General features: G+C 33.6%; 16 protein-coding genes. 9 read left to right on the forward strand and 7 right to left on the reverse strand.

What is annotated here, in order from left to right; translation table 11 throughout:
- The first annotated feature begins 142 nt into the window (after window positions 1–142).
- Window positions 143–1912 (forward strand): DUF4209 domain-containing protein, encoded by a 1770-nt coding sequence (locus ACXIHB_RS06835; protein WP_462099247.1) that lies wholly within the window; start codon window positions 143–145, stop codon window positions 1910–1912.
- Between the two features lie 99 nt (window positions 1913–2011).
- Here ACXIHB_RS06835 and aat read toward each other — a convergent pair whose 3' ends face one another.
- Window positions 2012–2635 (reverse strand): leucyl/phenylalanyl-tRNA--protein transferase, encoded by a 624-nt coding sequence (gene aat / locus ACXIHB_RS06840; RefSeq protein WP_159489795.1) that lies wholly within the window; start codon window positions 2633–2635, stop codon window positions 2012–2014.
- Window positions 2636–2892: 257 nt separating this feature from the next.
- Window positions 2893–4272: a short-chain fatty acid transporter gene (locus ACXIHB_RS06845; RefSeq protein ID WP_073181703.1), complete on the reverse strand. Its 1380-nt coding sequence runs from the start codon at window positions 4270–4272 to the stop codon at window positions 2893–2895.
- Between the two features lie 66 nt (window positions 4273–4338).
- On the opposite strand from ACXIHB_RS06845, the gene ACXIHB_RS06850 reads away from it, so the two are divergent.
- From ACXIHB_RS06850 to ACXIHB_RS06860, 3 genes are all read left to right on the forward strand, one after another.
- A complete protein-coding gene (locus ACXIHB_RS06850) occupies window positions 4339–5895 on the forward strand; it encodes an NAD(P)/FAD-dependent oxidoreductase (RefSeq protein WP_462099248.1) in 1557 nt (518 codons plus the stop codon).
- 81 nt (window positions 5896–5976) lie between these two features.
- Window positions 5977–6612: a YqaA family protein gene (locus ACXIHB_RS06855; protein ID WP_047788676.1), complete on the forward strand. Its 636-nt coding sequence runs from the start codon at window positions 5977–5979 to the stop codon at window positions 6610–6612.
- Between the two features lie 12 nt (window positions 6613–6624).
- Entirely contained in the window at window positions 6625–6873 is a 249-nt protein-coding gene (locus ACXIHB_RS06860) for a DUF1456 family protein (protein ID WP_047788507.1), read from the forward strand.
- A 239-nt stretch (window positions 6874–7112) separates the two neighbouring features.
- Here ACXIHB_RS06860 and ACXIHB_RS06865 read toward each other — a convergent pair whose 3' ends face one another.
- Both ACXIHB_RS06865 and ACXIHB_RS06870 read right to left on the reverse strand, forming a co-directional pair.
- Complete coding sequence (locus tag ACXIHB_RS06865) at window positions 7113–7478, reverse strand: DUF3127 domain-containing protein (protein WP_047788508.1); 366 nt, start codon at window positions 7476–7478, stop codon at window positions 7113–7115.
- A 7-nt stretch (window positions 7479–7485) separates the two neighbouring features.
- Window positions 7486–8346: a flavin reductase family protein gene (locus tag ACXIHB_RS06870; protein WP_239179189.1), complete on the reverse strand. Its 861-nt coding sequence runs from the start codon at window positions 8344–8346 to the stop codon at window positions 7486–7488.
- 75 nt (window positions 8347–8421) lie between these two features.
- On the opposite strand from ACXIHB_RS06870, the gene ACXIHB_RS06875 reads away from it, so the two are divergent.
- Entirely contained in the window at window positions 8422–9570 is a 1149-nt protein-coding gene (locus tag ACXIHB_RS06875) for a sensor histidine kinase (RefSeq protein ID WP_462099249.1), read from the forward strand.
- Here ACXIHB_RS06875 and ACXIHB_RS06880 read toward each other — a convergent pair.
- From ACXIHB_RS06880 to greA, 3 genes are all read right to left on the reverse strand, one after another.
- A complete protein-coding gene (locus ACXIHB_RS06880) occupies window positions 9567–9752 on the reverse strand; it encodes a hypothetical protein (protein WP_159489786.1) in 186 nt (61 codons plus the stop codon). The two genes, ACXIHB_RS06875 and ACXIHB_RS06880, sit on opposite strands and share 4 nt — an antisense overlap.
- Before the next feature lie 13 nt (window positions 9753–9765).
- Window positions 9766–10158, reverse strand: a complete 393-nt coding sequence (locus tag ACXIHB_RS06885; RefSeq protein ID WP_159489784.1) for an HIT family protein — start codon at window positions 10156–10158, stop codon at window positions 9766–9768.
- A 100-nt stretch (window positions 10159–10258) separates the two neighbouring features.
- On the reverse strand, window positions 10259–10732 hold the full coding sequence (gene greA, locus ACXIHB_RS06890; RefSeq protein WP_047788513.1) for a transcription elongation factor GreA: 474 nt from the start codon (window positions 10730–10732) through the stop codon (window positions 10259–10261).
- Between the two features lie 194 nt (window positions 10733–10926).
- On the opposite strand from greA, the gene ACXIHB_RS06895 reads away from it, so the two are divergent.
- The 4 genes from ACXIHB_RS06895 (at window position 10927) to ACXIHB_RS06910 (ending at window position 15189) form a co-directional block, all read left to right on the forward strand.
- Window positions 10927–11337 (forward strand): Rieske (2Fe-2S) protein, encoded by a 411-nt coding sequence (locus ACXIHB_RS06895; RefSeq protein WP_073181714.1) that lies wholly within the window; start codon window positions 10927–10929, stop codon window positions 11335–11337.
- Window positions 11338–11403: 66 nt separating this feature from the next.
- Complete coding sequence (locus ACXIHB_RS06900; protein ID WP_462099250.1) at window positions 11404–12561, forward strand: 5-(carboxyamino)imidazole ribonucleotide synthase; 1158 nt, start codon at window positions 11404–11406, stop codon at window positions 12559–12561.
- Window positions 12562–12599: 38 nt separating this feature from the next.
- Window positions 12600–13079: a 5-(carboxyamino)imidazole ribonucleotide mutase gene (purE, locus tag ACXIHB_RS06905; protein WP_047788515.1), complete on the forward strand. Its 480-nt coding sequence runs from the start codon at window positions 12600–12602 to the stop codon at window positions 13077–13079.
- An 82-nt stretch (window positions 13080–13161) separates the two neighbouring features.
- Window positions 13162–15189, forward strand: coding sequence for a M3 family metallopeptidase (locus ACXIHB_RS06910; RefSeq protein WP_462099251.1), 2028 nt, complete (start codon window positions 13162–13164; stop codon window positions 15187–15189).
- The last annotated feature ends 36 nt before the right edge of the window (window positions 15190–15225 follow it).

Genomic DNA, 15225 nt, shown 5'->3' on the forward strand with positions numbered 1-15225 from the left:
ATAATACTAAATAAGCGTCTGTTTTAAAGACGCTTATTTAACTAACCCTATTAAATTAAACTCTTAGTACTCTTTTTATTTTTTTATATTTGGATGAAAAGTACTTATAGAAAACTGTTAGCTGCAAGTTTAACCTAAACCTATGAATCAAATTCCAGATAAATTAAAAGACTTTTATGACTCAATTGAAAACCTGAATTCATTGACCATATGGAATATTCATCGAGAACTGAAAGTAACAGCTAAAATAGAAGGAGATTGGAAAAAGAAAGTTATTGTAGAAAGGAAGTCTCTGAATTACAATCTAAATAAAGGAGAGTTACTTACGAATGTGCAAGTCACAGATTCACAAGGACAAATAACAAGTATTGGTTTAGAAAAGGAAGACATTGAATATCTGAAAGAGCGACTAGACTTCACTCAAAATTCTTGGCTAAAATCAAGATATTCTCATTTACTCTGGCAAGAAATAAGGCATAATAAATATGCTGAAGTTGCCATTGATAATTATATTGCTACAATTAATAGAATTAAGGTAGAAGAATCTCGAGAATTACCAATTATTCTTTCAGCAATTTTGTTTATTTCAAAGAAAACAAAGAAGAAGTTAGAGGTCGCAAAAGAAGTAGCTATTACCCTCATTAATGATTTACCAAATTGGTTTAAGCCAAATATTTTAAACTCTATCTTAGAAAATAACATTTTTTCAAAAGAAGAATTAAATGATATTGCTTTAAAAGTACCAAGCTGGGTTGAAGATGAAAACCCAGTTTCATATTTTGCAAATAAGCAAAAATTAGAAGCAGGAATACAACTTTATAAGTTACTAGAACTTCCACTTAATCAACTATATGAACTACTAGCAAAAAATGAAGATTTAATTCTAGAACAACATCAGGAGGACACAGACTTTGTCAAGTATACAACAATTGGAACAAAAGCTAAATATTTAAGACTGGCAGGCAAATTGGAGGAAGCTGAAGATAATCTTAAAGAGTATAATAGACTGAAGCAAACCGTAAAACTTGGAAAAGTAAGTTGGCAACTTGGGGAAAAGGAAACTGAAATGTTCAACAAGTATCTTGATATGAAATCAAAAGTCATATTAGATATGCCAACAGAAGGAGTACTTGCATTCTTCTCTATTAACGAAGATATTCTTGTTGACCCTGAAGAAAATCTAAAAAACGCTGAGAAAACGATTAAAAACTCTATACGTAGTCTATTTAGCACAAGTGTCTTTGATATAAATAGCAACTTCAAGAACTTAGAAGATTCAGAAAAAATTGATAAAGAAGTTATTCAGAGCTATACCATTTCTCATGGGGTTAAATGCTTTAGTCTTTTTCTGAAAGTTTTCGTTGATGGAATTTTAACTGGTAAACTGAACTATTATAAAATCTACGACTTTTTTGAATCACAAACTTGGTACGGCACTAAATTCAAAAGAGGTATGACCGATAATGAAATTGACCAAAATTCAAATTGGTTAACAATGCTTGCACCTGGAATTCATAATCTTATAGCCCAATTTGAACTTTCGGTATTAATGAACACCAATAAAATCAACAACTTCATTTTAGCAATGGATTCTTTGACATTAAAATTTGAAGGAGCGCTAAGAGATTTTATTAGACTATCTGGAGGAAATACATCAACATCAAAAAGAGGAGAAATAAAGGAACAACTACTTGAAGAACTTTTGGAAAACGATACAACGAAAAAATATTTTACGGAAAAGGACATAGAGCTTTTTAAATTTACATTTACTCAAAAAGGAAAGAACTTGAGAAATAATATTGCTCATTCATTTCTACAATTCTCAGATTATAATTTACAGGCTGTAACATTAGTTTTTTTCTGTATTTTAAGGCTTGGAAAATATACATTTAACGAAAAAACCAGTAGCTAACACTGTGTATAATCTATTGCTACTAAAGGCTCACTTTCGAATATCCTAGCGGATTTTCTATTCGGTTTGTATTTACTAAATTAGTTACTTCAAACACGTTCACAACCACTTCAAAAACTCCTCTCTAGGAATTTCCCTAGCTCCTAAACTTGCTAGATGGTCGTTATATACTTGACAATCGATGAGTTTGTAGCCTCCTTTTTGTGCTAAGTGAATAAATGCTACTTTACTCATATTGCTTACTTTGCTAAACATACTCTCGCCACAAAACACCCCGTTTCCTAAATCTACTCCGTACAAACCTGCAACTAGTTTGTCATCTATCCATACTTCAATAGATTTTGCATAGCCCTTATCGTGAAGGTTTATATAAGCATCTTCCATTTCATCGGTAATCCAAGTACCTAATTGATCAAAACGATTGATGTGTCGGCAATTAAAAATCACCTCGTCAAAAGCCTTGTTTTCCGTTATCGTAAAACCACCTTTTCGCAATACCTGTTTCATTGATTTGGAAATCTTCACCTCCTCAGGAAACAACACCATACGCTCCCATGGAGAATACCAAACAATCGGCTCCCCTTCATTAAACCACGGAAAAATTCCATGTTGGTAGGCATACACCAATCGTTCAGCCGATAAATCACCGCCCAAAGCCAGTAAACCATCATCAGTAGCCAACTCATACGGAGGAAACTCTATTTTTTCAGAAAGCCAAATCATTCGTTATATTCTTTTTTACAAAAATACTATATCCGCCAATTCAACATCAACGTTTTATCAATAAAAGAGACTATTCAATAAAACAAAGTATAGTCACCATCAGCGAAGCTCGCTGACGTTTCCTCAACATAACGGAGCCATCAGCGTGACGCGCTGGCGTTTCCTCAACACAACGAAACCATCAGCGTGACGCGCTGACGTTTCCTCAACACAACAAAACCATCAGCGTGACGCGTTGACGTTTCCTCAATAAACTCTTAAAACAAGGTAAGTCCTAATAAATAAATTACGCTACCTACCACCATTGCAATTAACGTGTAGGGTAAAATTTCTTTTGCTTTTAGTTTCGTAATTCCTAATAAAGGTAATGCCCAAAAAGGCTGTAACATGTTAGTTATTTGGTCTCCGTATGCTAGTGCCATAATTGCTTTAGGCAACGGAACCCCTAATTTTAATGCACTTTCTACCACAATAGGTCCTTGTACAATCCACTGTCCTCCCCCACTCGGCACAAAAACATTAACCAAACCTGCACTAAAAAACGTAAATATGGGTAAGGTCGTTGCAGTTGCTATCGACACGAAAAAATCAGAAATTAAAGTAACCATTCCCGTACTTTTCATCACGCCCATAATACCAAAATACAACGGAAACTGAATTAAAATTCCAGATACATCACTAATCGATTCTCCCACAGCATTGGTAAACTTTTTAAAACTTCCGTGTAGTATAATTCCTAATCCTAACATAAAAAAGTTAATTAGGTTAGGCGTAATTTTTAACTGCTGAATGTCTGCCCAATAACGATAACCAAACGCCACTAAAATCAACACACCAAAAGCAATGGCTAACCATTGAGAACTATCCAATCTTTCTGCTTGTGTACTAACCTTTTCATCGGTATGCATTTGATATTCTGGTAAATTAATCGCTGTTGGAGCTGCTTTCTTTCCTAAAAAATAAAAGGTTGCCGATACCGCCGCTACTACCACGAAAAAAATCAGCAAATTCCACCAACTAAAAATCGTTTGAGAATAATCAATCACATCAGGTATTTGAGCTAAAACCTCATCCGAAGAAACCGATTGCATAATACTTTTAATATGTCCGCTTTCGTTAATTTTTATCGGTGCCGATCCTGAAATTCCACCATGCCAAACCATCAATCCCATATAACCCGCCGCTCCAATCATTGGATAATTTAGTTTGATATTGTGTTCTTGTGCATGTTCTGCTACTTTACGTGCCAACAAAGCACCAAAAATGAGTCCTAGCCCCCAATTAAAAAAAGCTACCAACATAGTAGTACAACTTACAATAGCTGCGCTGTTTGCTGTGTTGGTACAGAATTTTGTTACTTTTAAAATTAAATTACTCACAGGCTTACTCAACACCAATACATGCCCTAATACCAAAATCAACATCATTTGATAGGCAAAAACAAGTAATCCGTTAGACCAAATTCCGTTTTCCCAAAATTGTAACACCTCTAAAGAATAATTAACCACAGAACTTTCTTCTGGTTTTGTAAAAAACAGTGCTAATAAAAGAGTTAACAGTGTTAATAATATAGCGATGGTAAAAGGTGAGGGTAAATATTTTTTAAAAACATTTTCTATAACCTGCGTAATCTTCATTGTTTAAAGTTTGATTTGCTAAAAATAATCAAATAGAATAAATAGTTTTTTACCTAGTTTTGCAATATGGTAAAAGAACTTCAATTACGTGTTAATTTAGTAGAAGAACGCAAAGACAATATTTTACAGCTAAAAGCTGCTAAAAAGCTAGGTATTAGCATTGCTGATATTACTAGCGTAAAGGTGTTACGTAAATCGATTGATGCACGTAAAAAGGAAGTTATTTTTAATTATAAAGTAGCGGTGTACATTAACGAACCGCAACCTGATACTCCCGACTACATTTTTGAATATCAAGATGTATCGAATGCGAAAGAAGTTCATATTGTAGGTTTTGGTCCTGCGGGGATGTATGCGGCGCTTCGTTGTATTGAGTTAGGATACAAACCTATTGTGTTAGAGCGTGGTAAAAATGTACAAGATCGTCGTAGAGATTTACGTGCTATTAACCAATTTCATGAAGTAAACCCAGATTCTAACTATTGTTTTGGTGAAGGTGGTGCAGGAACGTATTCTGACGGAAAATTATACACTCGTAGTTTAAAGCGTGGTGATGTTCGTAAAATATTTGAAAACTTAGTATATCACGGTGCTACCAATCAAATTTTAGTAGATGCGCATCCGCACATAGGAACGAACAAACTTCCGAAGATTATTCAAAATATTCGCGAAACGATTTTAAAACATGGGGGTGAAGTTCATTTTGAAACCCGTGTGACCGATTTTATCGTTAAAAACAATAAACTACAAGCTATACAGTTACAAAACGGGACTGAAATGTCTGTAAATGCTGTTGTTTTGGCTACTGGGCATTCTGCAAGAGATATATACGAACTATTGCATAAAAAAGACATTTTGCTAAAAGCGAAATCGTTTGCTATGGGAGTTCGTGTAGAACATCCGCAAGAAATTATCGATCAAATTCAATATAGTTGTTCAGGTAAACGTGATGAGTTATTGCCTGCTGCTGCGTATAGTTTAGTACACCAAGTAGGAAACCGTGGAGTGTATTCATTCTGTATGTGTCCTGGTGGATTCATTGTTCCTGCGGCAACTGCTAATGGTGAAGTGGTGGTAAACGGGATGTCACCATCGCGTCGTAATAACAAGTTTGCCAACTCGGGTATTGTCGTTGAAATTAATGTTGATAAAGATTTACCTAAGTATGAAAAATACGGAGTTTTAAAAGGCTTACAATATCAAAAAGATTTAGAAAAGTTAGCGTTTAACGCAGGCGGAAGAAGTCAAGTTGCTCCAGCGCAACGTTTAACCGATTTTGTGGAAGGTAGATTTTCTTCTTCTTTAAATGACTGTTCGTATCAACCCGGATTAAATTCTTCTCCGCTACATTCGTTACTTCCTAAATTAATTGGAAGCAGATTGCGTAAAGGTTTTGCGGCTTTCGGACAAAAGATGCACGGGTATTATACTGCGGAAGCAAACATTGTTGGGGTGGAATCTAGAACCTCATCGCCTGTAAATATTCCTAGAAAAGAAAACCTTGAACATCCACAAATTGATGGGCTCTTTCCTTGTGGTGAAGGTGGTGGTTATGCCGGTGGTATTATTTCAGCTGCTATGGACGGTGAACGTTGTGCTGAGGCTGCTATTACAAACCTGTAATAATTAACAACTATTTGTTAGTGTAATTTCTAATTACCTCGTACTTTTGCTATTCCTAAAAATTAGATGCTTTTTTTAGCGATGAGTAAAAAGAATAAAAAAAATAACAAAAAGAAAATAGATAAACCGCATTATAAACGTTTACACAACTATTATAATCGCACTGGTTTTTATATGTTTATATGGGTAAGCTTAAAAAAAGCTTTCTGGCCAATTGTAGGCGTTATTGTAGGGTTATTATTATTTAACAAGTATGTTTATAATATTAACGATGGTTTACAAACCATGACCGAAACCTTTTCTAGAACAGGAGTTTTAATTACTTTTTTTATCTCTGAAACAATTTTAGGATTAATTCCGCCAGAAATTTTCATCGCATGGTCTAAGAAAACTGAAGATCCTATTGTAAATATTTCTTTGTTAGCTACCTTATCTTATTTAGGAGGTTTGTGTGCTTATTTTATAGGAAGAGCTTCTTTAAAGATTGACTCTGTAAGAAATTATTTAGAGGTTAAAATGGCTAAAAACCTTAAAAACACAAGTAAATGGGGAGGTTTTTTAATTTTGGTAGGTGCACTATTACCACTACCCTTTGCCATTAGCTGTTTAACTGCTGGTATGATTAAATATCCTTTTAAAAATGTAGTTTTTGTAGGCTTATTTCGTTTTGCTCGTTTTGCTATTTATGCATGGGCTATTTTTTCAGTAGTAAATTAACTTAAAATAATTATGGGACTAACTAACAACGATATTTTTAAAAAGCTACGAGTAGCACATAAATTAAGAGATACTGATATTATTGACATCTGCGCTTTGGTAGATTTTAAAGTTTCTAAATCGGAAATCAACGCTATTTTTAGAAAAGAAGATCACCCTAAGTATATGGAATGTGGTGATCAGTTTTTACGTAACTTTTTAAACGGATTAATCATTCATTTAAGAGGTCCGATGCCTGAAAAAAAGCCAACAAAAAAGTAACCACACCACTAACACTTATAATTAAAAAACCTTCTGATTTAATATCAGAAGGTTTTTATTTTCCCCTTAAATTTTTCAATCAATAATTATTTATTGAATGATTATACTACAAATATATGACTGATTTTTAACTTATTAAAAGGGATAACCGTAAGTAAATATGTAGTTTTCCGCAAAACATAAAAAGAGCGCAAAATTTGCGCTCTTTTTTGTTGTATTCATATTTTTTCTAAGTATTCTTAGAAAGGTAGGTCATCTGGTTCGTTTGCAGATAAATCTGGAGCTGGTTCAAATTGATCAGCAGGTGGAATGTTTTGAGGAGCTGCTTGTGCTAAGTTTTCAATTCTCCATCCTTGAACAGAATTAAAGTATTTTGCTTCTCCTTGTGGGTTAATCCATTCTCTTCCTCTTAAATTAATAGAAACCTTTACATCTTGCCCTACTTGATAATTATTTAATAAATCACATTTATCTTGAATAAACTCAATCATTATCATTTGTGGGTACTGCTCATCAGTAGTTACAACCATTTCACGCTTTCTAAATCCGTTAGATCCAAATGTTTGCGTTTCGTTAATTAATTTGATTTTCCCTATTACTTCCATTTCTTATCTATTTAATTAAAAGTACCTTCCAAGCACTTTCTACATCATTGTTTTGTAAATACTCTTGTGCAAAAGTATGTTTTTTTTCAGTTGAAATACCCACAAATTGTGAATGTTCTTTTGCAAAGTTATTAACAGCTTCTTCTGTAGGTAGCTGTTCTACATTACCTAACATCCCTAAATTATTTCCTGTTAACACACTACTATTTCTTATTTCAGCAGGTATTTGGTCTACTCCAACTCCTAAGGTAGTTAGTGGTTTTGGTATTTCAAAAAAGCCATCTCTTGCTCTACTGTAATAACTCCCTCCTGCTCTGGCTACTAAATCTATTTTATGTTGATCTATACTACCATCTTCTGCTAACACATTTTCGTTTACGTGTAGTTTTACTACTTCACACACAATTAAATTTCCTGCTCCGCCTTCTTCACCTGTATAAATAATGTCTTTTACTTTACACTCAAATTGTACAGGAGATTCCGCTACTCTAAACGGCTTTACCTCATCTGAAGGTAACATTGTAAAACCAGCTTTTATAAATTCATTAACTCCTTTAGGATACATCGTACTACTCAACGACATTTGCTGAACAATATCGTAATTTACAATATTAATAACCACTTCTCTGGTTGCTTCAGCATTGTCTAACGTATGTTTGGTTTTATTTCCTCTTACACTACGTGCTGGAGAAAAAATCATAATTGGTGGGTTTGCCCCAAATACATTAAAAAAACTAAATGGTGATAAATTTGGGTTTCCATCTGCATCTACTGTACTTGCAAAAGCAATAGGTCTTGGTGCTACTGCTCCTAATAAATATCCATGCAGTTTAGAAGTTGGTATATCTTTAGGGTTTATTGATAACATTCTATATAATTTTAGTGTAAATATACTACCTATTTATAAATTTAGTTATTCTAGAGAATAGTTTATATTTGATTGATGGCTTTTTTTACAAACACTTATTGGGTAAAGCGAATTGCAATTAGTATTTCCTTACTTATCGTTTTATTTATTTTATGGAATACCTATGTGTTTTTTCAAAAATTTAAAAAAGATGAACGCGCTAAAATGGAGATTTATGCTACTGCTATTAAAGAAGTAGCTTCAAACCCTGACTCTGATGGCAACTTTAATTTAGTAAACAAAGTTTATGAAACCATAGAGAACATTCCTTCTATTTTAGTTGGTAAAGATGGTGAAATAAAGCAGTTCCATAACTTAGATTCTATAAAGTCTACGGATCCTAAATACCTTCAAAAGCAATTGAGCATCATGAAAAATCAAAATGAGCCAATTGCGATAGAATACTTAGGAATTAAAGAACATATCTACTATAGAAATTCTGACCTTTTATACAAGCTCAAATACTATCCGCTTGCCTTAGTACTAATTTTAGGGTTGTTTCTTACCATCATTTACATGGTGTACAAGTCTAACAAAGTAGCTGAACAAAATAAGTTGTGGACAGGAATGGCTAAAGAAACGGCACACCAAATAGGAACGCCACTTTCTTCATTATTAGGCTGGATAGCTATTTTACGTGCTGAAAATGTAAGTAACGATTATGTTGATGAAATTGAAAAAGATGTGCGACGCTTAAATACCATCGCAAATCGTTTTTCTAAAATAGGGTCTCTTCCTGAGTTAAAACCCAATAACGTTGTATCGATTACTAAAACTGCTTATGACTACTTAGAAAATAGAAGTTCTAAACAAATTTCTTTTTCTTTTACTACCGAAACTGAAGAAATCCGAATCAATATAAATACCGAATTATATGGTTGGGTAATAGAGAACTTAATTAAAAACGCTATTGATGCTATGCAAGGCAAAGGAAGTCTATCTGTTAGCATTAGTGAAAGTTCTAAAAATGTAAAAATCTTAATTTTAGATACTGGTAAAGGGATTCCTAAAACACAATTTTCACAAATATTCAACCCAGGATTTACCACAAAAAAACGTGGCTGGGGTCTGGGTTTATCGCTCTCTAAGCGTATTATCGAAGATTACCATAACGGAAGAATACATGTGTTAAAATCTGAACTAGGAAAAGGAACTACTTTTGAAATCTTATTGAATAAGGTTTAACTGTCTCTCTTTAGTTTGTTCATTAAAAAACCGTAAAAGAAGCCTCCTGCTCCCCATATAAGCGCTCCTACAAGCATTCTTTTTAATGTAATTTCCTCTCCATCATACCACGGAAAGAATATTACCATTATTATAAACATAATTACTCCCCAGGCTATCCCCTCTTTTATCCACTTTTTCATAGCTCTTTTTTATTTATTCAAAATTCTTAGCAATATCTTCTGCTACTGCTACAAACTCTTCATTTGTTAATTTTTCTTTCTTTACAAATCGGATATCCTCCATCGTTTGCAACGGAATTAAGTGTACATGTACATGAGGTACTTCTAAACCAATTACACTCATCCCTACACGTTCACACGGAATTGTTTTTTCAATAGCTTTGGCTACTCTGTAAGAGAAAGACATTAATCCGTCGTACTCTTCTTTCGACAAATCAAATAGTTTATTTTCTTCACGTTTAGGAATTACTAACGTATGTCCTTTTGCATTTGGATTGATATCTAAAAAAGCAAAATAGTTATCATCTTCAGCTATTTTATACGATGGAATTTCTCCGTTTATAATCTTTGTAAAAATACTTGCCATGTCTCTTTAATTTAATTTTACAGTAAAAGTAAAAAAGAAATCGGGTTCTAGCGAAGCTAAAACCCGAATAAATCTTTACTCTTTTGTATTTGTTTTTTTCTTATCGAGAAATCTCCATTACTTCAAACTTCATAATTCCGTTAGGCACTTGTATTTCGGCAACATCACCTACTTTTTTACCTAACAATCCTTTACCTATTGGTGAGTTAACAGATAATTTTCCGTTTCTTACATCACTTTCGCTATCTGCTACTAGCGTATACGTAAACTCCATTCCGTTTACCGTATTTTTAATCTTCACTATTGAGTGGATTAAAATTTTAGAAGTGTCTAACTGACTTTCATCAATAATACGAGCGTTAGCTACTACGTTTTTTAATTTTGCAATTTTTGTTTCTAACAACGATTGCTCTTCTTTTGCAGCGTGATATTCTGCATTCTCACTCAAATCTCCTTTATCACGAGCATCTGCAATTTCTTGAGAAACACGTGGTCTTTCTACTTGCTCTAAATGCGCTAATTCTTCTTTAAGTTTCTTTAATCCTTCTTCCGTATAATATGATACATTACTCATCTCTTCTCTCTTTTTAAAATCAACAAACTTTTATACACTTTCTTTAACGTTTTGTAAGAAGCATATAACTTTTCTTCCTATAACCCTGTGGGTTAAATTTAAAAATCTCACGCCGTTAGGAATGAGATTGTCTTACAAATGTACAAAATATTTGTAACTTCGTTGCGTTACAATAACAACTTCTATACTAAAAAATGAAAAAAATATTTTATTTATTTCTTGTTATAATTTGTTTTAGCTGTAGTGATAACACTCCTATTAACAACTGTTTTTCTGGAATAAAAATGAATGCTATTATTGATTTATCACTTCCAGAATTTAGTGGTTTATTAGTTCCTGGAGGAGAATCGCAAAACGTAATACAAGGGCGAAATGTTTTTATTTTTAGAACAGGAACTTCTGGTTACAGAGCTTTTGATCAACAATGTCCTGAACAAAACTGTAACTCTTTAATGACTTTCAACGGAGTGGAAATAACCTGTCCGTGTGATGATAAAAAGTATAACTACCTTTCAGGTGGTACTCCTTTAGATGGTGAGGGCTGTAATGCATTAATGTATTTTGTTACTCCTATTAGTAACAATCAGTTAAGAATATCTCGTTAATACTATTTGTACTAACAATTAGATTCTTATTTTTGCAGCAACAACAACACAATTAACACATTTATCGTGAAAAACTACTTTTCTTCAAACTTTAAATTGGGTGTTCTAGGAGGCGGCCAATTAGGAAGAATGTTACTTACCGAAACGCAAAAATTCGATATCTATACTGTTATTTTAGACGGAAATGCTGACGCTCCTTGCGCTCAGCTATGTAACGAATTCCATCAAGGAGATTTATTAGATTATGATACTGTTTACAATTTTGGTAAACAAGTAGATTTGTTAACCATTGAAATTGAAAACGTAAATATTGATGCTTTAGATGCTTTAGAAGCTGAGGGATTAACCATTTTTCCAAAGCCTAAAAACTTAAGAACTATTCAAAACAAAGCACATCAAAAGGTGTTTTATCACGATAATAACATCCCTACTGCTGACTTTTCTAGGTTTACTTCTTTAGAAGAATTAAAACATGCTATAAGTAATGAAGCTGTTACATATCCTTTTGTATGGAAATCAGCTCGATTTGGATACGATGGTAACGGAGTAAAAATAGTTCGTGCCATCAGCGATTTAGAAAACCTACCTACTGGTGAGTGTATTTCTGAAAAACTAGTTCCTTTTAAAAATGAATTAGCTGTTATTGTTGCAAGAAATGCAAGCGGAGAAACTAAAACTTACCCAGTAGTTGAAATGGAATTTCACCCAGAAGCAAATCAGGTAGAGTATGTAATTTGTCCTGCTAGAATTGAAGATGCAGTTGCTAAAAAAGCGCGCGAAGTTGCTTTAAAAGTTGCAGATGCATTTGATTTCGTTGGATTGTTAGCTGTGGAAATGTTTCAAACTGAAAATGATGAAATTTTAGTTAATGAAGCGGCTCCAAGAACTCATAATTCAGGGCATTATTCTATTGAAGCAAGTTATACTAGCCAATTTGAACAACACTTACGTAGCATCTTAAACCTTCCGTTAGGAAATACCGAAAGTAAAGTAGCTGGAATTATGGTGAATTTAGTGGGGGCAGAAGGCTATACTGGTGATGTAGTATACGAAAACATTGAAGAAATTTTAAAGATTGACGGCGTTACTCCTCACATCTACGGAAAAAAGACAACCAAACCTTTCCGTAAAATGGGACACGTAACTATTGTGAATGAAGATATAAATGAGGCGAGAAAAGTCGCTCAACAAGTAAAAGAAACTATTAAGGTAATAGCAAAATAACCTCTCGACTACGTTCGAGATGACAAAAACATAAATTTATGGTAGGAATTATCATGGGAAGCGATTCAGATCTTCCAATTATGCAAGAAGCAATTGATATTTTAGAGAGTTTTGATATTCAAGTTGAAGTAGATATCGTATCTGCACACAGAACTCCTGAAAAATTATTCGATTACGCTAACAATGCACACAAGCGTGGCATACAAGTTATTGTTGCCGGTGCTGGTGGTGCTGCTCATTTACCTGGAATGGTAGCCAGTATGAGTCCGTTACCAGTAATTGGAGTTCCTGTTAAAAGTAGAAACTCTATTGATGGTTGGGATTCTGTTTTATCTATTCTTCAAATGCCAGGGGGTGTTCCTGTGGCTACAGTTGCTTTAGACGGAGCAAAAAATGCAGGAATCTTAGCAGCTCAAATTATTGGAGCTTCAGACAAATGTGTGTTAGACAAAATTATCGCTTATAAAGAAGGCTTAAAACTGAAAGTTGAAAAAGCTTCTGAAAGCGTAAAAAAATAAGTACCTTAGTACAATATTAACTTGAAGGCCTCACAGATTTTTTTATTTGTGAGGTTTCTTCAATTTTTTAAACTAAATTTTCATGACTAAAAATCCACTTTTACAAGATTTTAATACGCCCCCTTTTTCTCAAATTAAAGAAGAAGATTATAAGCCCGCTATAAAAGAAGCTATACAAATAGCTAAAGACGAAATTGATGCTATTGTAGAAAACTCTGAAGCTCCAACTTTTGAAAACACTACAGTCGCTTTAGACAATACAGGTAATAAGTTAGATAGAGCTACTTCTATCTTTTTCAACTTAAACTCTGCTGAAACAAATGAAGAAATTCAAAAAATAGCTAAAGATATTTCTCCTTGGTTAAGTGAGTTTAGAAACGATATGATTTTAAATGAGGGGTTGTTTAAACGTGTAAAAACTGTATACGATCAATTACCTGATTTAAACTTGACTCCTGAACAAGAAATGTTGTTAGATAAACAATACAAAAGTTTTGCACGTAATGGAGCGAATTTAAATGAAACTGACAAAGCTGAGCTTCGCAAAATTGATGCTGAGTTAGCAAAATTATCGTTACAGTTTGGGGAGCATGTATTGGCTGAAACCAATGCTTTTGAATTATTAATTACCCATGAAGATGATTTAGCAGGCTTACCTGAAAGCGCTAAAGAAGCTGCTAAAGAACTTGCGAACTCAAAAGGTAAAGAGGGTTGGATGATTACCTTAGATTATCCAAGCTATATTCCTTTTATGACCTATGCTGATAATAGAGAATTGAGAAAAAAGTTAGCCATAGCTTTTGGTAAAAAAGGTTTCCAACAAAATGAATATAATAATGAGCAAATTGTAAAAGACATTGTAACCTTACGCCACAAACGTGCCAACCTATTAGGTTATAAAACCCACGCTCATTTTGTATTAGAAGAGCGTATGGCTGAAACTCCTGAAAAGGTTATGGAGTTTTTAAATGAATTGTTAGAAAAAGCGAAACCTGCTGCACAACGTGAATTTGATAATTTAGAGGCCTATGCTAAAAAACTAGACGGAATAGACCAGTTACAAAAGTGGGATGGTGCTTACTATTCTGAAAAACTAAAAAAGGAGTTGTTTAACTTAGATCAAGAATTATTAAAACCTTATTTTAAGTTAGAAAATGTAATTGACGGTGTGTTTACTGTGGCTAACAAATTGTACAACTTACAGTTTGAAGAAATTGACACTATTGATAAGTATCATGAAGATGTTAAGACGTATGCTGTAACTGATACTGATGGTAATTTTGTTTCGTATTTTTATGCTGATTTTCATCCAAGACCAGGAAAACGTAACGGTGCGTGGATGACTTCTTACAAATCACAATATAGGAGTAACGATACTAACGAAAGACCACAAGTCTCTATCGTTTGTAACTTTACCAAACCAACACAAACCAAACCTTCTTTATTAACTTTTAACGAGGTTACTACCCTTTTCCACGAATTTGGTCATGCTTTACACGGAATGCTTGCTAATACAACTTATAAAAGCTTATCAGGAACTTCTGTTTCTTGGGATTTCGTGGAATTACCTAGTCAGGTTTTAGAAAACTGGTGTTACGAAAAAGAAGCGTTGGAATTGTTTGCGAAACATTACGAAACTGGAGAAGTTATCCCTATGGAATATGTTGAGAAAATTAAAGAATCTGCGAGTTTCCATGAAGGAATGCAAACCTTACGTCAATTAAGCTTCGGATTATTAGATATGTCTTGGCACTCTGGAGATTCTCCTGAAACCATTACTGATGTAAAAGAGTTTGAAACGAATGCTTTTGCTGAGACTAAATTATATCCTGATGTAGCAGAAAATTGTATGAGTACTTCCTTTTCTCATATTTTTCAAGGCGGATACTCAGCTGGATATTATTCATATAAATGGGCAGAGGTTTTAGATGCCGATGCTTTTGAATATTTTAAAGAGGAAGGTATTTTTAATAAAGAAGTTGCAGATAAATTTAAAAACAATGTATTATCTAAAGGCGGAACAGAAGAGCCTATGGAGTTATACAAACGTTTTAGAGGTAGAGAACCAAAACCTGATGCTTTATTAAGACGTGCTGGATTAATGAGCTAAATCTCTTTATTACTTTATCTAACAAAAACAGCTTCC

It is taken from the genome of Tenacibaculum sp. IMCC1 (assembly GCF_054906355.1).